At 67.9% G+C, this 21797-nt stretch carries 23 protein-coding genes, 1 other RNA gene and 2 pseudogenes; 8 read left to right on the top strand and 18 right to left on the bottom strand.

Features of this window, described 5'->3' with window-relative positions; all coding sequences use genetic code 11:
• Positions 1–592, top strand: a pseudogene (locus FW784_RS04955) (DNA repair protein RecN); the annotation flags it as partial.
• Between the two features lie 34 nt (positions 593–626).
• On the opposite strand, the gene fur reads toward FW784_RS04955, so the two are convergent.
• Positions 627–1034, bottom strand: a complete 408-nt coding sequence (fur, locus tag FW784_RS04950) for a ferric iron uptake transcriptional regulator (RefSeq protein ID WP_149352247.1) — start codon at positions 1032–1034, stop codon at positions 627–629.
• A 165-nt stretch (positions 1035–1199) separates the two neighbouring features.
• Between fur and FW784_RS04945 the strand changes: the two genes are divergently transcribed.
• Positions 1200–1607 (top strand): outer membrane protein assembly factor BamE, encoded by a 408-nt coding sequence (locus FW784_RS04945; protein ID WP_149352246.1) that lies wholly within the window; start codon positions 1200–1202, stop codon positions 1605–1607.
• A 6-nt stretch (positions 1608–1613) separates the two neighbouring features.
• Here the strand turns inward: FW784_RS04945 and FW784_RS04940 are convergent, their stop codons facing one another.
• Together FW784_RS04940 and FW784_RS04935 are read right to left on the bottom strand one after the other, a co-directional pair.
• Entirely contained in the window at positions 1614–1862 is a 249-nt protein-coding gene (locus tag FW784_RS04940; protein WP_149352245.1) for an RnfH family protein, read from the bottom strand.
• Entirely contained in the window at positions 1859–2290 is a 432-nt protein-coding gene (locus tag FW784_RS04935) for a type II toxin-antitoxin system RatA family toxin (RefSeq protein WP_149352250.1), read from the bottom strand. Before FW784_RS04935 ends, FW784_RS04940 begins: the two co-directional genes overlap by 4 nt.
• Positions 2291–2338: 48 nt before the next feature.
• Here FW784_RS04935 and smpB point away from each other — a divergent pair, with 48 nt between their 5' ends.
• Entirely contained in the window at positions 2339–2848 is a 510-nt protein-coding gene (gene smpB / locus FW784_RS04930) for an SsrA-binding protein SmpB (protein WP_149352244.1), read from the top strand.
• Here smpB and FW784_RS04925 read toward each other — a convergent pair.
• From FW784_RS04925 to FW784_RS04855, 15 genes are all read right to left on the bottom strand, one after another.
• On the bottom strand, positions 2845–5004 hold the full coding sequence (locus FW784_RS04925) for a CHASE domain-containing protein (RefSeq protein ID WP_149352243.1): 2160 nt from the start codon (positions 5002–5004) through the stop codon (positions 2845–2847). The two genes, smpB and FW784_RS04925, sit on opposite strands and share 4 nt — an antisense overlap.
• Before the next feature lie 71 nt (positions 5005–5075).
• Positions 5076–5429, bottom strand: a transfer-messenger RNA (tmRNA) gene (gene ssrA, locus FW784_RS04920).
• An 86-nt stretch (positions 5430–5515) separates the two neighbouring features.
• Positions 5516–6193 carry a ligase-associated DNA damage response endonuclease PdeM gene (gene pdeM, locus FW784_RS04915; RefSeq protein WP_149352242.1) on the bottom strand — a complete coding sequence of 226 codons (678 nt, stop codon included), beginning with the start codon at positions 6191–6193 and terminating at the stop codon, positions 5516–5518.
• Positions 6183–8687 carry a ligase-associated DNA damage response DEXH box helicase gene (locus FW784_RS04910; protein ID WP_149352249.1) on the bottom strand — a complete coding sequence of 835 codons (2505 nt, stop codon included), beginning with the start codon at positions 8685–8687 and terminating at the stop codon, positions 6183–6185. Before FW784_RS04910 ends, pdeM begins: the two co-directional genes overlap by 11 nt.
• Before the next feature lie 260 nt (positions 8688–8947).
• Positions 8948–10540 (bottom strand): ATP-dependent DNA ligase, encoded by a 1593-nt coding sequence (locus tag FW784_RS04905; protein WP_149352241.1) that lies wholly within the window; start codon positions 10538–10540, stop codon positions 8948–8950.
• A complete protein-coding gene (locus tag FW784_RS04900) occupies positions 10537–11532 on the bottom strand; it encodes a ligase-associated DNA damage response exonuclease (protein WP_149352240.1) in 996 nt (331 codons plus the stop codon). Before FW784_RS04900 ends, FW784_RS04905 begins: the two co-directional genes overlap by 4 nt.
• A 230-nt stretch (positions 11533–11762) precedes the next feature.
• Positions 11763–12437, bottom strand: a complete 675-nt coding sequence (locus FW784_RS04895) for a YiaD family glycine zipper/OmpA-like lipoprotein (RefSeq protein ID WP_484482012.1) — start codon at positions 12435–12437, stop codon at positions 11763–11765.
• A gap of 89 nt (positions 12438–12526) precedes the next feature.
• Entirely contained in the window at positions 12527–13972 is a 1446-nt protein-coding gene (locus tag FW784_RS04890) for a cryptochrome/photolyase family protein (RefSeq protein WP_149352238.1), read from the bottom strand.
• A gap of 3 nt (positions 13973–13975) precedes the next feature.
• Positions 13976–15070, bottom strand: a complete 1095-nt coding sequence (gene alr, locus FW784_RS04885; RefSeq protein WP_149352237.1) for an alanine racemase — start codon at positions 15068–15070, stop codon at positions 13976–13978.
• 29 nt (positions 15071–15099) lie between these two features.
• Complete coding sequence (locus FW784_RS04880; protein ID WP_149352236.1) at positions 15100–15312, bottom strand: KTSC domain-containing protein; 213 nt, start codon at positions 15310–15312, stop codon at positions 15100–15102.
• Between the two features lie 9 nt (positions 15313–15321).
• Complete coding sequence (locus FW784_RS04875; RefSeq protein WP_149352235.1) at positions 15322–16734, bottom strand: replicative DNA helicase; 1413 nt, start codon at positions 16732–16734, stop codon at positions 15322–15324.
• 295 nt (positions 16735–17029) lie between these two features.
• The gene (rplI, locus tag FW784_RS04870) at positions 17030–17482 is read right to left on the bottom strand and encodes a 50S ribosomal protein L9 (RefSeq protein ID WP_149352234.1); all 453 of its coding nucleotides are present in this window, start codon (positions 17480–17482) and stop codon (positions 17030–17032) included.
• 133 nt (positions 17483–17615) lie between these two features.
• Positions 17616–17846, bottom strand: coding sequence for a 30S ribosomal protein S18 (gene rpsR / locus FW784_RS04865; RefSeq protein WP_149352233.1), 231 nt, complete (start codon positions 17844–17846; stop codon positions 17616–17618).
• Positions 17847–17858: 12 nt separating this feature from the next.
• Positions 17859–18281 carry a 30S ribosomal protein S6 gene (gene rpsF / locus FW784_RS04860; protein WP_149352232.1) on the bottom strand — a complete coding sequence of 141 codons (423 nt, stop codon included), beginning with the start codon at positions 18279–18281 and terminating at the stop codon, positions 17859–17861.
• 287 nt (positions 18282–18568) lie between these two features.
• Positions 18569–18904: a HesB/IscA family protein gene (locus tag FW784_RS04855; RefSeq protein WP_149352248.1), complete on the bottom strand. Its 336-nt coding sequence runs from the start codon at positions 18902–18904 to the stop codon at positions 18569–18571.
• Between the two features lie 136 nt (positions 18905–19040).
• Here FW784_RS04855 and asnS point away from each other — a divergent pair, with 136 nt between their 5' ends.
• From asnS to FW784_RS14740, 5 genes and pseudogenes are all read left to right on the top strand, one after another.
• A complete protein-coding gene (asnS, locus tag FW784_RS04850; protein WP_149352231.1) occupies positions 19041–20441 on the top strand; it encodes an asparagine--tRNA ligase in 1401 nt (466 codons plus the stop codon).
• Entirely contained in the window at positions 20441–20749 is a 309-nt protein-coding gene (locus FW784_RS04845; protein ID WP_149352230.1) for a hypothetical protein, read from the top strand. The genes asnS and FW784_RS04845 overlap by 1 nt, the downstream gene beginning before the upstream one ends.
• A gap of 2 nt (positions 20750–20751) precedes the next feature.
• Positions 20752–21051 (top strand): hypothetical protein, encoded by a 300-nt coding sequence (locus FW784_RS04840; protein ID WP_149352229.1) that lies wholly within the window; start codon positions 20752–20754, stop codon positions 21049–21051.
• Positions 21048–21680: an FMN-binding negative transcriptional regulator gene (locus FW784_RS04835; RefSeq protein ID WP_149352228.1), complete on the top strand. Its 633-nt coding sequence runs from the start codon at positions 21048–21050 to the stop codon at positions 21678–21680. The genes FW784_RS04840 and FW784_RS04835 overlap by 4 nt, the downstream gene beginning before the upstream one ends.
• Position 21681: 1 nt before the next feature.
• Positions 21682–21797: pseudogene (locus FW784_RS14740) on the top strand (short-chain dehydrogenase); the annotation flags it as partial.

Raw genomic sequence — 21797 nt, 5'->3', positions numbered from 1 at the left:
CGCGTCGGTGCTCGGCGATGCGCGGCGACGCGCCGGCGCCGAATTGGCCGAATCCACGACGCAGCTGATGGGCGAGCTCGGCATGGGCGGTGGCACCTTCGAGATCGCTTTCGAGCCCGCGCCTGCGGATCGACCGGACCCGCTCGGCGGCGAGCGCGTCGAATTCATGGTGAGTGCCAATCCCGGCCAGCCGACCCGCCCGCTGCGCAAGGTCGCGTCCGGCGGCGAACTGGCGCGCATCTCGCTGGCGATCGAGGTCGCCTCGCTCGGGCTCGATGCGGTGCCGACGATGATCTTCGACGAGGTGGACACCGGTATCGGTGGCGCGGTCGCGCACATCGTCGGCCAGAAGCTGCGTGCGCTCGGTGACCATCGCCAGGTGCTGTGCGTCACCCACCTTCCGCAGGTGGCCGCGCAGGGCCACTCGCATTACCGCGTCATGAAGTCCAAGAGCGAAGGCGTTACGCAGAGCGAAGTGCGCCAACTGTCGAGCGGGGACCGCGAGGAAGAACTGGCGCGCATGCTGGGCGGCGTCGAGCTGACGAACGAGGCGCGCGCCGCGGCGAAGCGGTTGTTGCGGGACGTGGCGTGACCCAGGGAACCGCAGTGAACGCGCGCCGGCGCGATCAGCCGGCGCGCTTTCGCCGGACGTACAGCACGAGCGAGTGCGCTTCGATTTCGTAGCCGTGCTCCGCCGCGATCCGCTGCTGCAGGGCTTCGATTTCCGCGCTCTCGAACTCGACGATCTTGCCGGTGTCGACGTCGACCATGTGGTCGTGGTGTTCGCCGCGGTCGAGTTCGTACACCGACTGGCCGGACTCGAAATGGTGTTTGAGGACCAGGCCCGCGGCCTCGAACTGCGTGAGCACGCGGTAGACGGTGGCCAGGCCGATGTCCTCCCCGTTTTCCAGCAGTCGGCGGTAGATGTCCTCGGCGGTCATGTGCCGGGTCTGCGTCCGCTCGAGCACGTCGAGGATCCGCAACCGCGGATGGGTCACCTTGAGCCCGGCGTTGCGCAGGTCTTGCGATTCCATGGAAGCTCCAGAGCGTCGATGCTGCGGCGTTGTCACGCATGCACGCGGCCGCCGGGGCGCCGCTCAACCGCAGCTGACGCGCGTATCCACGCAAGGCGCGGCAGGCGGGCGGCAGTGTATCATCCGGCGGTCAAACGACCCTCGTCGTATAGAGCCTGCGAGCCCATGCGAAAGCTGCTTCCCGTCCTCGTCGTCGCCCTGCTCACCGCAGGTTGCGGCATCGTCTACCACCAGCCCGTCTATCAGGGAAACCTCCTCGAGAAGTCGGCGGTCGACCAGCTGCAGGCCGGGATGGACAAGCAGCAGGTGATCCTCCTGCTCGGCACGCCGTCGGTTTCCGACCCGTACCACCAGGAACGCTGGGATTACGTTTCGACGCAGCGCACCGGCCGGGTGACCGGCACCGAAAAGAAGGACTTCGTGCTGTTCTTCGACGGCGACAAGCTCGCGCGCTGGGAAGGCGATTACTTCCCCGAGCAGGACGAGCAGCTGGCGCGCAATTCGATCCGCCAGTTCGGTCCGAACCTCGCGAAGGACAAGGAAAAGAAGAAGCGCCGCCCCAGCGGCGGCTGAGCTTCGTCAGGGCGTGCCCCGCGCCGCCCTTCGCCGTCGCAGGTCCTTGGGGTCGGCGACGAGCGGACGCAGCACTTCGATGCGATCACCGTCCGCCAGCAGGCGCTCGGGGCGCACGCGCTCTCCGAAGACAGCGACGGGCCCGGCGTGGTCCAGCGCCACCAGCACATCCGAGACGGCTGAGCCGTCAGGCAGCTCGAGCCAGCGTGACTCGTGCCTGCGCGGCCACGCCCGCACCACCTCGACGCGGATCATCCGTCGCCGCGGTCGGCCGCGCGCACGAAGTCATCGACCATGCGGTCGGCCAAGCCCTGGAAGCCGATTGCGAACGCGCCAGAAAGAAGTCGGGCCGCTGTTTCGAACTCGAGGCTGAGCGTAACGCGGCACGCGCACTCGTCGATGGCGTGGAATTCCCATCGGCCGCGGAGCCGCCGGAACGGTCCTTCCACCAGCCTGAGATCGATGTGGTGCGGCGGCCACAGCGCGTTTTCGGTCACAAACCAGGTGCGGAACGCACCGAGCCGCAAGTCGAGCCGCGCGCGCATGGTGCCATCAGTCTCTTCGAGGACAGTGGCGCCGTCGCACCAGTCGAAACGTGACGGGTACGCGCCGACATCGTTGACCAGACCGTACATGCGCGCGGCGGAATGTTCCACGAGGGCCGTGCGTCGGATGGTCGGCATCTGCACTCCTTCTCGCCGGCCCGGCCCGTGATCGGGGACAATGGACCGATGAGCAATCAATCGAAAGGAAAGTCGGCCAAGGATAAGGCAAAGGCCGCGACCGGCACGATCGCGCTGAACAAGCGCGCGCGCTACGAATACCAGCTGGAAGATCGCATCGAAGCCGGCCTCGAGCTGCAGGGCTGGGAGTTGAAGTCGATCCGCGCCGGGCGCGCGAACATCGGCGAGGCCTACGCGGTGATCCGCAACGGCGAGATGTTCCTGTTCAACGCGCAGATCACGCCGCTACTGACCGCGTCCACGCACGTGGTCGCGGAGGAACGCCGCACGCGCAAGTTGCTCATGCATCGCAACGAGATCGACGGCCTGATCGGCCGCATCCAGCGCGACGGCTACACCGTGGTGCCCACCGCGCTGTACTGGAAGGGCAACAAGGTCAAGGCTGAGGTGGCGCTCGCCAAGGGCAAGAAGGAACACGACAAGCGCGACACGAGCAAGGAGCGCGACTGGCTTCGCGAGAAGCAGCGCACTATGCGCGCGCACAACAAGAACGCCTAGCCGTCGTCCGGGCTCGGCAGCGTGAAGTAGAACGTCGCGCCCTCGCCCACCGCGCCTTCGGCGCGAATGGTGCCGCCGTGGCGCTCGACGATGCGCCGCACGGTCGCCAGGCCGATGCCGTGGCCCGCGAAATGTTCCTCCGTGTGCAGCCGCTGGAACGGACGGAAGAGCTTGTCCACGTACTCCTGGGAAAACCCGGCGCCGTTGTCGCGCACGTAGAACTCACCGGCGTGCGTGCGACCGAATTCGATGCGCGCCGGGTCGCGATCACGTGTGAACTTCCAGGCGTTCCCGAGCAGGTTCTGCAGCAGGTTGTGCAGCAGGGTCGCGTCTCCCTCGACGACCAGCCCGGGCGTCACCGAGACCTCGACCCGGCGGTCGGGTTCTGCCACCTGCAGCTCTTCCAATTGCTCCTGCGCGCTGCGACTCAGGTCGAACGGCTCGATCTTCAGCGCGCTGCGCGACAGCCGCGCCAGCTGGAGCATGGAGTCGATCAACTCACCCATGCGTGCCGCGGCGCGGCGTACGCGCACGAGATAGCCGCGACCGGCGTCGTCCAGACGATCGCCGTAACGCTCGGCGAGGATGCGGCTGAAACCGTCGATCGCGCGCAGCGGTGCGCGCAGGTCGTGTGACACGCTGTAGGCGAACGATTCGAGTTCCTGGTTCGCCCGCGTCAACTCGTTGGTGCGCATCGCCACGCGCGCTTCCAGCGTGCGGTTCAGGGCGTGCACACGCGCTTCCGCCAGCAGGCGCTCGGTGACGTCCTCGACCTGCAGCAGCGCCGTGACGTCCTGGCCTACGTTGCCGGGCACGGGCGAATAGGTCAGGTGCACGTGCCGAACGCTTCCGTCCTGCCGCGTAAAGCGTCGCATCGCGCGCCACACACCGTCGCCATCGGCGCGAGCCAGGGGTTCGCCGTCGCGAAGCTCGAACAGCGACTCGAACGGCGTGCCCTCCAGCTCCGCCTCCGGGCGCGCGAAGATCCTCGCGAACGAAGGGTTCACGTCGACGATCCGGTCGCGGCTGTCGACCAGCGCCTTGCCGATCGCCGAATACTGCATGGCAGCGCGAAAGCGCAGCTCGCTGCGGCGGAATTCCTCGGTGAGCTGCCCGGCGATACGTCGCGCGCGCACGCCTGTTCGCGCCAGCGCGAATGCGACGCCGTAAAGCAGCAGGGCCGCGATCAGCCCGAGCGCCAGCGTTCCCTGCAAGGCGTGCAGGCCCGGCACCGCGTGTGCGACCGGAAGCGAGGCAAGGTCGTAACGCCATCGGCGCCCGTAGACGCCCGCGGTGACGCTGCGAGTGAACGCGGGCTCGTCGGCCGGAATGCCGCCGTCGAACAGCACGCGGTCCGTGCCGTCGGTGACGTCGACGATGCGGACGTGCGCCTTGCCCAGGCGGTCGCCCAGAACCGTGGTGGCGAAGTCATCCACGTGTAGCGGCACGAAGATCCAGCCCTGCATGGATTCGCTGCGTGCGGCGGGCGTTGCCGGCTGGTCGCCCGCGCGGAAGATCGGCAGGTAGAGGATGACGCTGGTACGCAGTTTCGGACCGTCCTGTACCAGTTGCACCGGCCCCGTCAGCTGCGGGAGCCCGGAGCCCAGCGCGGCGTCCATCGCCGAGCGACGCACGGGCTCGCTGTACATGTCGAAGCCGATGGCGGCGACATTCTCGGGACGCCGCGGCTCCAGATACAGAATTGGGCCGTAGACCGGCCGCAGGCCGCGCGGCCGAATGTTCAACATGCCGTAGCCGGAGTCACGCCATTCGATCTGCATCTCCGATAGGCGGCCGTTCGGCACGTAGCCGGTGAACCCCAGCCCGAGCAACGCGGGATACCGGTCCGCAACTCCGATGCCGTCGGCGTATGCCTGCCACTGCCGCGGCGTGGGCCGGGCCACGGATGCAAACAGCGACACGCCGCCTCGGGTCATCAGCTCGTACTGCGCCAGACGCTGGCGGAGGAGCTCGGTGATCTCGTCGCCGTCGGAGGCGAATTCCTGCTCCGCCGCGCGCATCTCGCGATGGCGCGCCGAACGCCAGGTGGACACGACCAGCAGGAGCGAGGCGATCAACACGAGGAACGCGAGCAGGTGGCTGCCGCGAGGGACGAGGCGTGCCAACCACGGCTTGGGGGAGTCGGCGCGGTCCATCGCGACAGCATACCGTCGCTCGCGCGAAGCCGGCCCAAAGAAAAGCCCAGCCTTTCGGCTGGGCTGGGTGTTGGTGGAGGTGGGCGGAATCGAACCGCCGTCCGAAGGCACTACATCCCCGGTACTACATGCTTAGCGCTCCGTTAGATCTCATCCGCCAACAGCACGGTGCGCGAAGCGCATCGGCGGACCAGCCCGCTTTGGGTTAACCGGCGACTGACAGGCAGCCATCACCGGCGATTCCGTGATAATGACCCTACGCAGCGAGCACGGACACAAGCTGTTTCGGGGCTTACGCCTTAAGCGGCGAGAGCGTAGTTGTCGTCGTTGGCAACTAGAGTTTTGCAGCTGGATTAACGAGGAAAGCTACCCCCTCGGCATGCACCAGGCGATTTCGCGACCCCCGTCGAAGCCAGTGCACCCCCGGGGACAGCATGCATCGCTGACGCAGGCAGTATAGGCGCCTTCCCCGCCATCTCAACCGGCGTGCGGGCTTGGCCTTCGGGCCGGTTCAGCAGGTCCCCGGCCGCGGGCGGCGAACCCAGGCAGCAGTGCCGGCTGCACAGACGACGAGCCCGTCGCGCCGGTCGGCTTCGACGTGGCAGCCGCCGGTGAACTGGGAGAACGCGGGGAGGACGGTCGTCTCCGGCCGCAGCCAGAAGACCGGCCAGCGCCGCGTGCCCAGCCCTGGGACGGCCAGGCAGGGATGCAGGTGCCCGGACAGCACATGCAATCCCGGCACCACGCCCGGCTCGTGGCGCAGCGCGAAAGGCCCTGTGTCGAACGCCTCGCCCAGCAGCTCGACCCCGAGTCCGGCACCCGCGAGCGCCCTGTCGTGGTTGCCCGCAAGCGCCGCGACGGCGACCCCGGGGTGCATGCAGCGCCACGCGTCCCAGTCGTGCCGCCACGCACTGTCGTGTACCGCGCCGTGCACGACGTCACCCAGGATCCAGACCTCCCGGGCGCCGCTAAGCGCGACTGCTTCGGACATCCGGACGAGGTCGCCGGCGGTGCCACCGCGCGGAAGCGCCACGCCCGCGCGACGAAAGACGTCGGCCTTGCCCAGGTGAAGGTCGGACAGGAACAGCCGCCGCTCGCGTATCCAGTACAGCGCGCGCGACGCCAGCAGCAGCACCGCCTCGCCCGCGATTTCGCATTCGACCCAGCGGCCCTCGCCGTCATCGGCCATGGCGTTTCTCGAGCTGGCCGGCGGCGCGCTGCACGCGGGTCTTCCAGTCCTCGGTGCTGAGCTGGCCGCGAAGCCCTTCCGCCCAGAGCGGGAACGACAGCGGCGTCAGCCCGCGCGGACGCAGCAGCATTACCTCGCGGTGCGCGCATTGATCCAGCACGCGCTGCAGCCGCTGCACTTCCAGCTGACCCGCGAACACCTCGCGTTCGGCGAGCTCCAGCAGCATGTGGTGCGGGTCGTATCGCTGCAGCACGTCGTACAGCAGCCCGCTCGATGCCTGCAGCTGGCGCGTGCTCTTCTGCGGCCGCCCGGGCACCGTGGGCGGCAGCAGGCCGGCGATCCGCGCGATCTCGCGGAACTGGCGCCGTGCGAGTTCGCCCAGGTTGAGGCTGTCGCGCAGGTCCTCGAACAGGCGCTCCGGCGACATCAGCGAATGCAGCGCATCGGCGTCGATCTCGATGTCGCGCGCCGGCTTGAGCACGAAGCCGTAATCGTTGGCCGCGTATCCGAATGTATTCGGCTCGACGCGACCCCAACGCAACGACACGAGTGCGGCGAGGCCCTCGTTCGCAAGCCGCCCGGCGAACGGAAACACGAACAACTGCGGCCCCTCGCGCGTCTTCACGGCTTCGACCAGCAGGCGTCCCCGTCGCGGCAGCGACGACAGCTTCGACTGCAGCGCGAGCAGTCCTGCCACGGCACGCATCTCTGGAACATCCACCGGGCGCGCGAGCAAGTGTTCGACCCGCGCGGCCAGCTCCATCGACAGCGGTTGCTTGATGCCCGTCCACGCGGGTACCTGGCCATCGCCGGCGGGTGCGCGCTGCACGTAGGCGGTCATCGCCTCCATGCGCACGAGCTTGAGCATGCGGCCGGAGAACAGGAAGCGATCGCCCGGCTTGAGCCGCGCGATGAAGCCCTCCTCCACCGCGCCCAGGGTGCCGCCGCGCACGAGCTTTACAGCGACCGAGCCTTCGCTCGTGATCGTGCCGATCGACAGCCGGTGGCGCGTCGCCACGCGACGATCTTCAACCAAGTATCGGCCTTCGCCGTCGCGCACCACGCGACGGAAATCAGGGTAGTGCTCGAGCGCGCTGCCGCCCTGCACGATGAAGTCGAGCACCGACTGCCACGCTTCGTCGGCAAGGCCCGCGAAGGCATGCGTGCCACGGACTTCCTCGAGAAGTTGTGCCGCGTCGAAGCCGCCACCGAGCGCCAGCGTGACGCAGTGCTGGGCCAGCACGTCCAGGCTCAAGCGCGGCGGGCGGCGCGCCTCGACCTCCCCGGCGTCGATCGCATCACGCACGGCAGCGAACTCGACCAGTTCGAGCATGTGCGTCGGCACGCAGATCACATGGCCGGACTCGCCCGGCCGATGCTTCGCACGGCCCGCGCGCTGCAACAGCCGCGCCGTGCCCTTCGGGCTGCCGAGCTGGAACACCTGGTCGACCGCGGGAAAGTCGACGCCGAGGTCCAGGCTCGAAGTCGCGACCACGCAGCGCAGGGTTCCGTTGCGCAGGCCGGCTTCGACCTCCGCACGGATGCTGGGATCGAGCGAGCCGTGGTGCAGCGCCAGCGTCGACGAATCTTCCGGCCACACCGCCTGCAGCGCCTGGTGCCAGAGCTCGGCGTTGACCCGCGTGTTGGTGAACAGCAGGCTGGTGCGCGCACGGAAGACGCGGTCGATGACGCGCGACAGTTGCGTCAGCCCGAGGTGCCCGGCCCACGGAAAGCGTTCGCCCGCGTCCGGCAACAGCGTCTCGAGCGTCATCGGCCGCGGCGTCGCGCCCGAGACGACCTCGGCGTTCGGATAGTTCGGCAGCAAGACGTCGCGCGCTTCCGCCAGGTTGCCGAGCGTCGCGGACAGGCCCCACACGCGCACGCGCGGCGCCAGTGTGCGCAGCCGCGCCAGGCAGAGCTGCAGCAACACGCCGCGCTTGGTGCCCAATAACTCGTGCCATTCGTCGACCACGACGCATCGCAGCGCACCGAGCCGCGATGCGGCGTCGGGATACGAAAGCAGCAACGCAAGCGATTCGGGCGTGGTGACCAGGGCATCGAGCCCGCCTTCGCGCGCCAGCTTCTTGTCGCGCGCGGACGCGTCCCCCGTGCGCAGGCCAATCACCCAGTCGAGGCCGAGCCCCTCGGCGGGTTCGCGTAGTGCGCGCACCGTGTCGGTTGCGAGCGCGCGCAGCGGCGTGATCCAGAGCACCTTGAGATCGCGCGCGGTGCTCGCGACTGTCGTTGCTCGGCCCAACGATTCGGCTGCAGCCGCGGCACGCGCCCTGCGTGCTGCGACCGCTTCGATCAGCGGGCCACCGAATGCCGCAAGCGTCTTGCCGCTTCCCGTCGGCGTGTGCAGCAGCCCGCTGTCACCGCGCAGGTATCGCGACCAGACATCCCGCTGGAAGGGCGCGGGCGACCAGCCGCGATGGGCGAACCATGCGTCGAGCGCATGCTCCGGTGTGCGGGCGGTGCAGACCGGCTGTTCCACCGCACGGGTTGCGACGTCTTCGACAAGCCCTTCCAGCGCGCAGATCGCGTCCACCTGCGGCGCCCGTTCGGCGATGGCGCGGGCGCGTTCGGCGCGCGCTGCAGCCTCCTGGCGCCGACGCAATGCAGCCGCTCGCCGCAGCGCATCGCGACGGATCGATTCAACGGTCTGCCGTGGCGCGTCCGGATCAGGTCGCTCCGGGTACGCCGCGTAGGGATCGTCACCCTCTGGCGGCAGCACGCCGCGCAACAACCAGCCGCTCACCGTGCCAGCGCCTTCAGCGCGTCGAGCCGGTCGGCATCGCGCGGCGACTTGTCCTGGCGCCAGCGCAGGATGCGCGGGAACCGCACCGCGATGCCCGATTTGTGTCGCGTCGATTTGTTCACGGCTTCGAAGCCCAACTCGAACACGTGGACCGGTTCCACCGAACGCACCGGGCCGAAGCGCTCGATCGTGTGCGCGCGGATCCAGCGGTCGAGCACCATGATCTCCTTGTCGTCGAGGCCCGAGTAGGCCTTTGCGACAGGCACCAGGGAATCGCCATCCCAGAGCCCGAACGTGTAATCGGTAAACAGTGTGCTGCGCCTGCCGTGGCCCGACTGCGCGTAGATCAGCACCGCGTCGATGTTGAGCGGGTCGATCTTCCACTTCCACCAGTCACCGCGACGACGACCAACCTGATAGCTCGACGACCCGCGCTTCAGCATCAGGCCTTCGACGCCACGCTCGCGTGCCGCGTCGCGCAAGGCGAGCGCCCCGGGCCAGTCGCCGGCATCCACCAATGGCGACGGCACGATGCGCGGGTCGTTCGTCGACGACAGCAGGTCCTCGAGCATGCGGCGGCGTTCGACGAGCGGCAATTCGCGCAGGTCACGGCCGTCGAGCTCGAGGAGGTCGTAAGCCAACACGCAAACGGGCGTATCCGCGAGCGTCCTGGCAGCCGGCCGGCGCCGCTGGATGCGGGTCTGCAGCGCGCCGAACGGCAGCGGCTGTTCGTCACCCGCGCGCCAGGCGATCAGTTCGCCGTCGATCACGCAATCGCGTGGCAGCAGCGTCGCCGCGTCCTCGATCTCGGGGAAGCGCCCGTCGAGGCGTTCCTCGCCGCGCGACCAGAGCGCGATCTCCGGCCCGCGCCGGATCAGCTGCAGGCGGATGCCGTCCCACTTCCACTCGAGCAGCCAGTCCTCGAGCGCGCCGAGCGTGGCCGGCTCCGCTTCGAGCGGAGATGCAAGAAAGAACGGATACGGTTGCTCGCGATCGCCAGGCAATTCTTCTGGATCGAGCAGGTCGCGCAGGAACGATGGGGTCGGCGCCCAGCTGCCGAGCATGCGTTGCGCAATGCGCGCGATGTCGATTCCGCTGAGTTCGGCGAGCGCCTGCTGCACGAGGCGTTGCGACACGCCCACGCGCAATGCGCCTGTCAGAAGCTTGTTGAATGCGAGACGTTCGTCCGCGCACAACGAACGCCAGCCACCGACGACGGCGGTGCGGCGCTGCACCGGATCGCGGCCGGCAGTCGGCAGCAGGCGCTTCTCGATCCAGTCATGCAGCGGCAGATCGGGCACGCCCTTGGGCGGATCGTCGTGCAGCAGCGTCAAGGTCTCGGCCAGGTCGCCGACATGCGCGTGGCATTCGTCGATCAGCCACTCCGGTGTGCCAGTCTCCTGCGCCAGCCACTCGCGCAGCTCGCGCGTGTTGGCGATTTTCGCGAGCTTGCCACCCGACAGCAGCCAAAGCGCCCACACCGCGTCCTGAGGCGGCGCATCGCGAAAGTACGTCACGAGCGCGGCGCGCTTGTCGAGCGTCGCCGTACTGCGATCGAGTTCGGTATAGAGCGCGGCGAACGCCTTCATTCGCCCTCCCCTCCGAAATCGGTGTCGAACGCCTCGGCCGCGATGCCGTCGTCATTGAGGGCGCGGATGATCGCATCCGTGTTGCCGTGCGTGGCAATGACGCGGCGCGCACCTGTTTCTCGGATGGTGCGCATCAGGTCGGGCCAGTCGGCGTGGTCGGACACCACGAAGCCGCGGTCGTAATTGCGGCGCCGGCGATTGCCGCGAACCCGCATCCAGCCAGATGCGAAACCGATCTGCGCGCGCTTGAAGCGACGCATCCACGGGCTGCCCGCGGCCGACGGCGGCGCAAGCACGAGCTCACCGGCGAACTCCGCGCCCTTCGCCGTCTCCGACACGGGCAAGGTCTCGACCATGTGGATTCCCGCATCGCGATACACCTGCACGCCGGCGGCAACGGCGCCATGCAGGAACACGGGTCGATCGGTCCACGCCGCGAGTTCGGCGAGCACCCGTTGCGCCTTGCCGAGCGCGTAGCAGAGCAGCACCGCGGCCTCGCCACGGGTGGCGCAGTGATCGCGCCATTCGACGATGTCGCGCGCGACGTCGCTCGTGTCGGGCCAGCGATAGATCGGCAAGCCGAAGGTCGCTTCGGTAATGAACGTGTCGCACTCGACCACTTCGAACGGCGCGCACGTCGGGTCGTGCTGGCGTTTGTAGTCGCCCGATGCCACCCACACCTGCCCGTCCGCTTCGATGCGCACCTGCGCGGAGCCGAGCACGTGCCCTGCCGAATGGAATGAAAGCCGGGCGTCGCCGATCTCAAACGGTTCGCCATAGTCGAACGCGTGGTAAGGCTGGTCCCCCAGGCGCCACCGCAGGACCGGCAGCCCGGCACGCGCTGCGAAGTAATCGCCCATGCCCGGCCGCGCGTGGTCGCCGTGGCCGTGGGTGATGACCGCCCGTTCGACCGGCTTCCACGGATCGATGAAGAAATCACCCTGTGGGCAATACAGGCCCTCGCGGCGGAGGACGACGAGATCGGAAGGCATGCAGCGACCGTAGGCGGCGGCCCGTCAGCGCGCCGACAAGAAGACGCCGTGCGACGGTAAGCAGGCCGCGTCTCATTGGCTGGGATTGGGACGTTACGTCTTCGAGGCGCCCAGCCGCGGACCGGGCTCGGAACACCGCGATGTCCGTCGGCGGGGGAACGCCTTGCATCGCAGCCCACAAAGAAAACGGGGCGCCGAAGCGCCCCGTTGGTGTCACATGTTGCGTTGGATCAACCCTGCGCGCGCAGCGGCACCAGCGTGATCTCGACGCGACGATTGCGCGACCAGCACGACTCGGTGTTCTCGACGCACAGCAGCTGTGTCTCGCCGCGACCGGTCACTACCATGCGGTCGCGCGTCACGCCGCGGCCGGACAGGTAACTCGCCACCGATTCGGCACGCTGCTGCGAAAGGTTCAGGTTGTAGTTCGCGTCACCCCGCTGGTCGGTGTGACCGGCCACGTTGATGACGGTCTGGTTGTACTGGTTCAACGTCGACGCGAGGTTGTCGAGCACCGGCCGGAACTGCGGCTGGAGCGTCGAGCTCGCGGTACCGAAGGTGATCGCATCGGGCATGCTCAGCACGATGTTGTCGCCCTGGCGCACGACATCGACGCCAGTACCCTGCAGGCGGTCGCGCAGTGCGGCTTCCTGGCGGTCCTGGTACGAGCCGATCGCGCCGCCGGCGAGTGCACCGACGCCGGCGCCGACCAGCGCACGCTGGCGACGCTCGACCGCGTCGTCACCCGACAGCACGCCTGCTACGGCGCCGACGGCCGCGCCGATCAGCGCCCCGTTGCGGGTGCGATCACGGGTATCCGGATTGGTGGAATAGGAATTGGGGTTCGTCGCGCAACCGGCGAGCATTGCGCCGAGCATCGCGACGACGAGAACATTTGTCTGCATCTTCATATGTGGATCCCTCGCTTCTAAGGCGTCGTCAACCTAGAAGCGGCCGTGTCGCAGACGGGTGACGGGCGAACCGCCCCGTTCAGTTACGAACCGGATTCGTGGATGCCACGTGCATCGTTCATGCGGCGATACGCGAGCAAAGCCGCATCGCGGCCTTCGGCGAGGTCGACCAGAGGCGTAGAGGGATACCCCGGCGCCACGCGAACGAGTTGGGTCGGATCGCGCCAGGGGGCGTGCCGAAGCGGAACGGGCAGCGCGGCCAGTTCCGGAAGCCACCGTGCGACGTAATCACCGCGCGGGTCGAAACGCACGCCCTGCGTGACCGGATTGAAGACACGGAAATAAGGCGCGGCGTCGGCCCCGGTGCCGGCGACCCACTGCCATCCCATCGTGTTGTTGGCGAGGTCCGCGTCGAGCAGCGTTTCGCGAAACCACGCAGCGCCGGTCCGCCAATGCACCCGCATGTGCTTGCACAGGTAGCTCGCGACGATCATGCGCACGCGGCCGTGCATCCAGCCGGTTTCCCACAGTTCGCGCATGCCGGCGTCGATGATCGGAACACCTGTGCGGCCGCGCCGCCAACGCTCCAGCGCATGGCGTCGCGCGCGCGTCCATTCGAAACGCTCGAAGCGCGGGTCCAGGTCGCGCTCAGCGGTGTGCGGGAAGTGGTGGAGCAACTGCGTCGCGAAGTCGCGCCACACCAGCTGACGACGGTAGGCGTCGATATGCGCGTCGCCCACGCGCCCGCGCTCGCTTTCAACCGCGTCCACGACGCGCCATACCGCGACTTCGCCGAAGTGCAGGTGCGGCGACAGCCGCGAGGTGCCAGTGCGATCCGGTCGGTCGCGATCCTGCGCGTACGCGTGCAGCGCGCCTTCGACGAAGCTGTCCAGCGCCGCGCGCGCGCCGGCTTCGCCAGGCGTCCAGTGCGCCCAGAAGCTGCGGTCCCAGCCAGTTGCAGGTACCAGCCGCAGCTGGTCAATCAGGACGCCGGCCGGTCCCGATTCCCAAGGCGGAATGCGGGGCGGCGCATCGCCACACGCCGACGGCGACCACCGCGCCATGGCGCTGCGGTAGAACGGCGTGAACACGCGGTACGGACCGCCGGCGGCGGTTTTCAGCGCCCACGGTTCGAACAGCGTCGACCCGTTGAAGCTCTCGACCTCGAGGCCATCTTCGCGCAGCGCGCGCTTGATCGCCGCGTCGCGGGCTTCGACGTCGGGTTCGTAGCGACGATTCCAGAACACGGATGTCGCGCCCGCTGCCGCCGCGACGCCGGCCAGCGTCGGGCCGGCGTGTCCGACGAACAGCCGTAGCCAGTTGCCGCGCTCGCGCAGCGACGCATCGAGCGCGACCAGCGAACGCGCGAGCCACGCATTCGAAGCAGCGCCGGCGGCCGCGTTTCCCTCCCCGTCCGGGTCGTGCACGTACACCGGAATGATGTCGTGGCCGGCGTCGAGCGCGGCCTCGAGCGCAGGGTTGTCGTCGAGCCGGAGGTCGTTGCGAAACCATACGATCGCGGCAGCCATCGGTCAGCGCTCGATGAAGCGCACGCGCCGGGTGATGGAGCACGTCAGCTCGTAGCCGATCGTGCCGGCGCGTTGCGCGATCGTTTCCACGGGAAGATCGGGTCCCCACAACGTGACAGGATCACCGACGCGCGCACCGGGAACGCCGCGCAGGTCGATGGTCATCAGGTCCATCGAGACGCGGCCAATTACCTGCGTGCGATGTCCGCCCACCAGCACGGGCGTGCCAGCCGGCGCGGCTCGCGGATAGCCGTCGCCGTAACCGATGGCCGCGACGCCGACGTCCATGTCTTCCGGGCATTCCCACGTACCCGCATAGCCGATGCGGCCGCCGCGGCGGATGCGGTTGACGGCGATGAGACGGGTCGAGAGCGTCATCGCCGGCCGCAGCCCGAAGTCCGCGCCGGTGCGACCTTCGACAACCGACATGCCGTACAGCGCGCCACCCGGTCGAATCCAGTCATCGTGCGCATCGGGCCAGCCCAGCACGGCCGCCGAATTCGCCAGCGAACGCGGCGCGTCGATGCCTGCCGTGGCTGAGCGGAACGCATCCAGCTGCTGACGCGTCTGCCGCCCGTGCGACGGGCTGTCGGGGAACTCGTCGGAGCTCGCGAAATGGTTCATCAGCACGACCTGCCCGACCGAGTGGCCCTGAAGCGCCATAATGCGTCCGTGGGCGGCGCGGAATGCATCGGGCGCGAAACCCAGGCGATGCATGCCGCTGTCGAGCTTGAGCCAGCAGTCGACGGGCTCGCCGGGCGGCGCCTGCTCCAGCATCTCGAGCTGCGAGGCGTGGTGCACGGTGGTCCAGACGTTGAGCGACCGCAGCCGCTCGATATCGCCGGGCTCGTCGAAGCCCGAAAGCAGCAGGATCGGTTGCGAAATGCCTGCAGCGCGCAGTCGCTCGGCATCGGACAGTGCCGCCACGCCGAAAGCGTCGGCGCCGGCCAGCGCACGCGCCACGCGCTCCAGCCCGTGGCCGTAGCCATCCGCCTTCACCACCGCCATCACCCGACTTCTCGGCGCGAGCGCGCGCACCTGCCCCAGGTTGTGACGGAGTGCGTCGACGTGGATGGTCGCGGAGGTCGGTCGTGCCATGGCAACAGTCTAGCCGCGCGCGGTGGAACTCAGTGCACCTGCTCGAAGCGGTAGCGGTCGCGCACGCGCTCGCTGAAATACGCGCCGCGCGACTCCGCCCGCAGCAGGCGTTCAACCTCCTGCCGCGGCACGTCGAAGTACTGGTACACGCGTCCGCTGGTGAACTCGACTTCCAGCACGTGCCGCGCCGGGTCGTAACCGACGCTGCTCAGCGCTTCGGAGTCCAGGTGCTCGCGTTCCACTCGTCGACGCTATTCGAACGACCCGATCGAATCGTGTGAAAGATTGTCGAAGCGGGTGTACTCGCCGAAGAATTTGAGCTTGAACGAGCCGGTCGGGCCGCTTCGCTGCTTGCCGATGATGATCTCGGCCAGGCCCTTGTCCGGCGAATTTTCCTTGTTGTAGTAATCGTCGCGGTAGATGAAGACGATCATGTCGGCGTCCTGCTCGATCGCGCCGGATTCTCGCAGGTCGGCCATCACCGGGCGCTTGTCGGTGCGCGTTTCCAGCGAGCGGTTGAGCTGCGACAGCGCGATGATCGGCACGCCGAGCTCCTTCGCCAGGCCCTTGAGCGAGCGAGAAATCTCGGAAATTTCCGTTGCGCGGTTCTCGTTGTTGCCGGGCACCGCCATCAGCTGCAGGTAGTCGATGACGATCAGGCCGAGGCCGTGCTCGCGCTTGAGCCGGCGCGCCTTCGACGCGAGCTTCGCGGGCGACATGCCGGGCTCGTCGTCGATGAAGATCTTCGCCTCGCGCAGCTGGCGGATGGCGCCGGTGACGCGGCTCCAGTCCTCGTCCTCGAGCTGGCCCGTGCGCAGGCGCTGGGCGTTCACGCGGCCAACCGACGAAATCAGGCGCATCGCAAGCTGCGAGGCCGACATTTCCATCGAGAACACCGCGACCGCCTGGCGGCTCTTGAACGCGGCGAACTCGGCGATGTTGAGCGCCAGCGTGGTCTTGCCCATTGCCGGGCGCGCCGCGAGGATGATCAGGTCGGTCTTCTGCAGGCCGGCGGTGAGTTCGTCGAACTCGGTGTAGCCGCTGGGCAGGCCGGTCACGCCGCTGCCGTTCGCGTAGCGCGTCTGCAGCTCGTCGAACGCTTCGGAAAGCGCCTTGGTGACCGCGGTGAAATCGCTGCGTCCCGAACGGTGCGCCTGCGAGATCGCGAGCACTTCGCGCTCGGCTTCCTCAAGCACCTCGGCGCTTTCGCGGCCGTCGGGCTGGAAGCCGTTGTTGACGATGTCGGTGCCGACCTCGATCAGCTGGCGAAGGATCGCCTTGTCGCGGACGATCTCGGCGTAGGCCTGGATGTTGGCGGCAGACGGCGTGGTGCTGGCGAGTTCGATCAGGTAGGCGCCGCCCGCGACGAGTTCGGACTGGCCCATCGACTCGAACCACTCGCCAAGCGTCACCGCGTCGAACGGGCGGTTCTTTTCGGCGAGTTCGCGGATCGCGCGGTAGATCAGCTGGTGGTCGCGGCGATAGAAGTCCGAATCGCTCACCATGTCGGCGACGCGATCGTAGGCGTCCGGCGCGAGCATCAGCCCGCCAATCACCGCCTGCTCGGCCTCCACCGACTGCGGCGGCACGCGCAACTGGTCGATGCGCTGCTCCGCCCGCGTCTCGAAGCGTTTTTCGTTGCGGAAACCGGCGCGTGCGCTCATCTACGTTGTTGCCTCTGGGACGCTCGAGCGGCCATTGGATCGAAGCGGCATCCTAGCCAGCGCGACCCTGCATCCGTTGCAGATAAGTCTGTGGGTAAGTCGGGATAAGTCGGGATAAGTCGACCGTGTTGTCGCATGGGCGAGTCTCACCGGCGGCGAAAGGTCGCAGGCGACAAACCCGCCGGGCGGATTCACCTTCCGGCGTTTGCGTTCGAGCCCGCGCGAAGCGTCGGCTGCGCCTGAAACGACGAAGGGCGCCCGGAGGCGCCCTTCGGCTACAACAGTGTTGCGTGGATCAGGCCTGTTCGCCGACCACGATCACCTTGACCGTCTGCTCGACGTCCGCGTGCATGCGCACGATCACCTGGTACTCGCCGGTGCGGCGGAACGCGCCTTCGCCCAGCACCACTTCCGACTTGTCGACCGGATGGCCGGTCTTCGTCAGCTGCTCGGCGATGTCGCGCGGGGTGACCGAACCGAAGAGCTTGCCTTCGGCCGATGCATTGGCGCTGATCGTGACCTCGGCGCCCTCGAGCGACGCCCGGCGGGCTTCGGCGCCCTCGAGCTGCGACTTGGCCTTGGCTTCGAACTCGGCACGACGCGCCTCGAAGTCGGCGAGGTTCGCGGGGGTGGCCGGCGTGGCCTTGCCCTGCGGCACGAGGAAGTTGCGGCCGTAACCCGGCTTGACGTTCACCTTGTCGCCAAGGCGGCCGAGGTTGGTGACGTTCTGGAGAAGAATGAGCTGCATGGTGGTGCTCCGTATTCGTTAGTGGCACACGCCGTTCGCGGCGCCACAGCGGATCGCTGTCCGAATGGAATGGCTGACTGCAGCGCCCGCACGAGCCGCGCATGCATGCGCGGACCCGCCGGACGCGGCGCGATCAGGCGTTGTGGTTGTCGGTGTACGGGATCAGCGCGAGGAAGCGTGCGCGCTTGACCGCCGTGGCCAGCTGGCGCTGGTACTTCGACTTGGTTCCCGTGACGCGGCTCGGGACGATCTTGCCGGTCTCGGTGAGATACGCGCGAAGGGTGTTGAGATCCTTGTAATCGATCTCCTTGATGCCCTCGGCGGTGAATTTGCAGAACTTGCGGCGACGGAAGAACTTGGACATGGTCGTGATTCCTTAGGCGGCTTCGGCGTTGTCGGAGGTGTCGGCAGCCGGTGCGGCATCGCCTTCGTCGTCGCGGCGACGGCGATCGCCACGGTCGCTCTTCTCGCCCTTCTCGTCCTTGAACTTCATGATCAGCGACTGCTCGGTGTCCGGGCCATCGCGCTTGACCACGAGGTGGCGAAGCACGGCGTCGTTGAAGCGGAAGCTGTCGACCAGCTCGTTCATCGTGGCCTGGGAGCCCTCGACGTTCATGAGCACGTAATGCGCCTTCACCAGGTTCTGGATCGGGTACGCCAGCTGGCGGCGGCCCCAGTCTTCCAGACGGTGGACCTTGCCCTCGGCGGTTTCGATCAGCGACTTGTAGCGCTCGATCATGGCCGGGACCTGTTCACTCTGGTCCGGGTGGACCAGGAACACGACTTCGTAATGACGCATGGTTGTTTCCTTGTGGATGGCGGCGCGCGTTGGCGCCTGTCAGCCCCCTGCGGTGGACATGCAGTGGAGCAAGGTCCCCGGCCCGAAGGCCAAGGAGCCGGAAAGTATGGCGACTCAAGGACTTACGTGCAAGCCGCGTCAGGGGACAGCGGCACCCGCGGCTCGCGCGTCATGCGGAGACGGCGCGACGGGAGCTCAGCGCAGCCTTGGACCGGGACACCCGCCCCGGGCGTCAACACCGCATGTCTCCGGCGAAATCGGATGCTGGGGCGCGCCGATGGACCCCGTCAGGCCTCGTCCGCAGTCGTGAAGCTCTCGCCGCAGCCGCATTCGGCCTTGACATTAGGGTTGCGGAACACGAACTGCTCGCCCAGCTTCTCGCGGACCAGATCGATCTCGGTGCCGTCGACGACCGCCATGCTGGCTTCGTCGACGTAGATCCGCACGTCGTCCTGGAAGAAGATCCGATCCCCCTGCCCCGAGGCTTTCGCGAGGTCGGCGACGTACTGCCAACCCGAACAGCCGGTGCGCTTCACGCCGAAGCGCAGGCCGAGCGCGTCGGGCGTTTCGGCGAGGTATCGGCGCACGCGATCGAGGGCGGCGGGGGCGAGCGAAACGGCCATGGAGAACTCCGGTACGACGGCATTGCGGACCATGAGTATAGGGAGCGCGCGGCAAACGCCCTGCAACAGCACGTAAACTCACTGTCCCGCGTCGGCCGACCGGCGCGGATACCGAATTAAGGACGGGTGGCAGCGCATGACGATCATCAGCGTCGAGCAGGCGCTCGCGGGCAAGGTGCCAGCGGGCGGCGAAGTGTCGGTGCGCGGCTGGGTCCGCACGCGGCGCGACTCCAAGGCGGGACTGAGCTTCGTCAACGTGAGCGACGGCTCCTGCTTCGCGCCGATCCAGGTGGTCGCGCCGTCGGCCCTCGCCAACTACGACACCGAGGTCAAGCGGCTGTCCGCCGGCTGCGCGGTGGTCGCGACGGGGACGCTCGTGGCGTCGCAGGGCCAGGGGCAGGCATTCGAGATACAGGCGAACGCCATCGAGGTCGTCGGCTGGGTCGAGGATCCGGAGACGTATCCGATCCAGCCCAAGGCGCATTCGCTCGAGTTCCTCCGCGAGGTCGCGCATCTGCGCCCGCGCACGAACCTGTTCGGCGCGGTCACCCGCATCCGCAACACGCTTGCGCAGGCCGTGCACCGCTATTTCCACGAGCACGGCTATTTCTGGATCAGCACGCCGATCATCACGACCTCCGATGCCGAAGGCGCGGGCCAGATGTTCCGCGTGTCGACGCTCGACATGGCCAACCCGCCGCGCGATGCGAAGGGCAAGGTCGATTTCGACCGCGACTTCTTCGGCAAGGAAGCGTTCCTGACCGTGTCCGGCCAGCTGAACGTCGAGGCCTACTGCCTCGCGCTCAGCAAGGTCTACACGTTCGGCCCGACGTTTCGCGCCGAGAACTCGAACACCACGCGGCATCTGGCCGAGTTCTGGATGATCGAGCCGGAGATCGCGTTCGCGGACCTTGCCGAGAATGCGGACGTCGCCGAGTCGTTCCTCAAGTACCTGTTCCGCGCGGTGCTGGACGAGCGCGCGGACGACATGGCGTTCATCGCCGAGCGCGTGCAGAAGGACGCGCTGACGCGGCTCGAAGCCTTCGTCAACGCGCCGTTTGAACGCATCGAATATTCCGACGCGATCACGCTGCTGCAGAAGTCCGGCGTCACCTTCGATTTCCCGGTCGAATGGGGCCTCGACCTGCAGACCGAGCACGAGCGGTGGCTGACCGAGCAGCACGTCGGCCGGCCGGTTGTCGTCATGAACTATCCCGAGCACATCAAAGCGTTCTACATGCGCCTGAACGATGACGGGAAAACGGTTGCGGCGATGGACGTGCTGGCTCCCGGCATCGGCGAGATCATTGGCGGCAGCCAGCGCGAGGAACGCCTCGACGTGCTCGACAGGCGCATGGCGCAGTTCGGCCTCGACGCCGAGCATTACGGCTGGTATCGCGACTTCCGGCGCTACGGGACCGTGCCGCACGCGGGTTTCGGGCTCGGGTTCGAGCGATTGGTCGTCTACGTCTGCGGCCTGTCGAACATCCGTGACGCGATCCCCTACCCGCGCGCGCCGGGCCAGGCCGAGTTCTGATGATCCTGTTCCTGGCCCTGTGCTTCGTGGGCATCGCGGTCGGCGGCGCGACCGCGCTGGTGATCTTCTGGCCCCTCGCGCTCGTGCACATCCGCGACCGCCATCCCGAACTCGCAGCCGAACTCGGTGCGAACGCGTTCTTCAAGGTGCGCGCCTGGATCTGGCTGCTGCGCGCCGGGTATCGCCGCACCGTGGATCCCAACCTCAGCGGCCTCGCGACGCCTGCGCGAATTTCCCTGCTGGTCATCATCGGCGCGCTCCTCGCGGCGTCGTTGCTGTGGCTCGTGTCGGTCTGGACGGGAGGTTGAACATGCGCGACGACGAATGGTGGCTCGCGACCGCCGGCGACACACTTATCTGGGCACGTCTTCGAGTGCTCGACGCCGGCACCGCCGAGGTCTTCGACTGCGACGGCGCGACGCTGCCGTACGACAGCGAGGACACCGCGCGCGCAGCACTGATGGACGCCGAGTTCGTCGCGCTCGATGGACTCGACGCGGACGACGCCAACGCGCGCGGCTTCGATCTTGACGCGTTGACCCCGCCGAGCGCCCGCGAAGACGACGCCCTGCGCGCGCGCATGGTGGTCAAGCTGACCCGCCGGCAGTGACGCTCTACCTGCCGCGGGCGTTCGACGAACGCGACCTGTCGCGCCTGGATGCGCTCGCGGTTGAGCACCCGTTTGCAACGCTCGTCACCGTGGTCGACGACGAGCCGTTCGTTTCGCATGTCCCACTTCTTTACAGCCGCGACGGCAACCGCGTGGAACTTCGCGGCCACGTCGCGCGCGCCAATCCGCAGTGGCGCGGCGGCGGCCGCGCGCTTGCGGTCCTGCACGGGCCGCACGGGTACGTCTCGCCTGCGTGGTACCCCGACAAGCTCGAGCAGGCACGCGTGCCTACATGGAATTACGTGGTCGCCCACCTGTCCGGAGCACTGAACACCTTCGACGACGAGGCGTCGCTCGCCCAGCTCGTCGGCGAGTTGTCGGAACGGCACGAGGCCGCCGTCGGCAGTGACTGGCGCTTCAATCCTGGCGTCGACGCCGAGCGCGTGCAGCTGCGGGGCATCGTCGGCTTCCGGCTGGTCGTCGACCGGCTCGCGTTGAAGGCCAAGCTCAACCAGAATCATCCGCCCCGGAACCGCGAAGCCGTCGCTGCGCGGCTCGAGGCGCTGGACGATTCCGCGCGTGGCGTCGCCCGCTGGATGCGCGCCGTGAACTGCATCGAAGGAGCCTGATATGGATCTCGACCTGACCGGCCGCCACGCGCTCGTGTGCGGCGCCTCCGAGGGCATCGGCCGCGCCGCCGCGCACGAGCTGGCGCTACTGGGCGCCGACGTCACGCTTCTCGCGCG

The sequence above is a fragment of the Cognatilysobacter lacus genome (assembly GCF_008274655.1).
Lineage (GTDB): Bacteria > Pseudomonadota > Gammaproteobacteria > Xanthomonadales > Xanthomonadaceae > Cognatilysobacter > Cognatilysobacter lacus.
This window is presented reverse-complemented; position numbering and strand designations above follow the sequence as displayed.

What these genes read in the sequence shown, in the direction of transcription:
- FW784_RS04900 (WP_149352240.1), bottom strand. Translation starts at nt 11,532, where the DNA reads ATGCCTTCCGATCTCGTCGTCCTCCGCCGCGAGGGCCTGTATTGCCCA.
- rpsF (WP_149352232.1), bottom strand. Translation starts at nt 18,281, where the DNA reads ATGCGTCATTACGAAGTCGTGTTCCTGGTCCACCCGGACCAGAGTGAA.
- smpB (WP_149352244.1), top strand. Translation starts at nt 2,339, where the DNA reads ATGAGCAATCAATCGAAAGGAAAGTCGGCCAAGGATAAGGCAAAGGCC.
- FW784_RS04945 (WP_149352246.1), top strand. Translation starts at nt 1,200, where the DNA reads ATGCGAAAGCTGCTTCCCGTCCTCGTCGTCGCCCTGCTCACCGCAGGT.
- FW784_RS04845 (WP_149352230.1), top strand. Translation starts at nt 20,441, where the DNA reads ATGATCCTGTTCCTGGCCCTGTGCTTCGTGGGCATCGCGGTCGGCGGC.
- asnS (WP_149352231.1), top strand. Translation starts at nt 19,041, where the DNA reads ATGACGATCATCAGCGTCGAGCAGGCGCTCGCGGGCAAGGTGCCAGCG.
- FW784_RS04940 (WP_149352245.1), bottom strand. Translation starts at nt 1,862, where the DNA reads ATGATCCGCGTCGAGGTGGTGCGGGCGTGGCCGCGCAGGCACGAGTCA.
- alr (WP_149352237.1), bottom strand. Translation starts at nt 15,070, where the DNA reads ATGGCACGACCGACCTCCGCGACCATCCACGTCGACGCACTCCGTCAC.
- FW784_RS04890 (WP_149352238.1), bottom strand. Translation starts at nt 13,972, where the DNA reads ATGGCTGCCGCGATCGTATGGTTTCGCAACGACCTCCGGCTCGACGAC.
- FW784_RS04875 (WP_149352235.1), bottom strand. Translation starts at nt 16,734, where the DNA reads ATGAGCGCACGCGCCGGTTTCCGCAACGAAAAACGCTTCGAGACGCGG.
- pdeM (WP_149352242.1), bottom strand. Translation starts at nt 6,193, where the DNA reads ATGGCCGATGACGGCGAGGGCCGCTGGGTCGAATGCGAAATCGCGGGC.
- FW784_RS04895 (WP_484482012.1), bottom strand. Translation starts at nt 12,437, where the DNA reads ATGCAGACAAATGTTCTCGTCGTCGCGATGCTCGGCGCAATGCTCGCC.
- FW784_RS04905 (WP_149352241.1), bottom strand. Translation starts at nt 10,540, where the DNA reads ATGAAGGCGTTCGCCGCGCTCTATACCGAACTCGATCGCAGTACGGCG.
- FW784_RS04855 (WP_149352248.1), bottom strand. Translation starts at nt 18,904, where the DNA reads ATGGCCGTTTCGCTCGCCCCCGCCGCCCTCGATCGCGTGCGCCGATAC.
- rpsR (WP_149352233.1), bottom strand. Translation starts at nt 17,846, where the DNA reads ATGTCCAAGTTCTTCCGTCGCCGCAAGTTCTGCAAATTCACCGCCGAG.
- FW784_RS04840 (WP_149352229.1), top strand. Translation starts at nt 20,752, where the DNA reads ATGCGCGACGACGAATGGTGGCTCGCGACCGCCGGCGACACACTTATC.
- fur (WP_149352247.1), bottom strand. Translation starts at nt 1,034, where the DNA reads ATGGAATCGCAAGACCTGCGCAACGCCGGGCTCAAGGTGACCCATCCG.
- rplI (WP_149352234.1), bottom strand. Translation starts at nt 17,482, where the DNA reads ATGCAGCTCATTCTTCTCCAGAACGTCACCAACCTCGGCCGCCTTGGC.
- FW784_RS04925 (WP_149352243.1), bottom strand. Translation starts at nt 5,004, where the DNA reads ATGGACCGCGCCGACTCCCCCAAGCCGTGGTTGGCACGCCTCGTCCCT.
- FW784_RS04935 (WP_149352250.1), bottom strand. Translation starts at nt 2,290, where the DNA reads ATGCCGACCATCCGACGCACGGCCCTCGTGGAACATTCCGCCGCGCGC.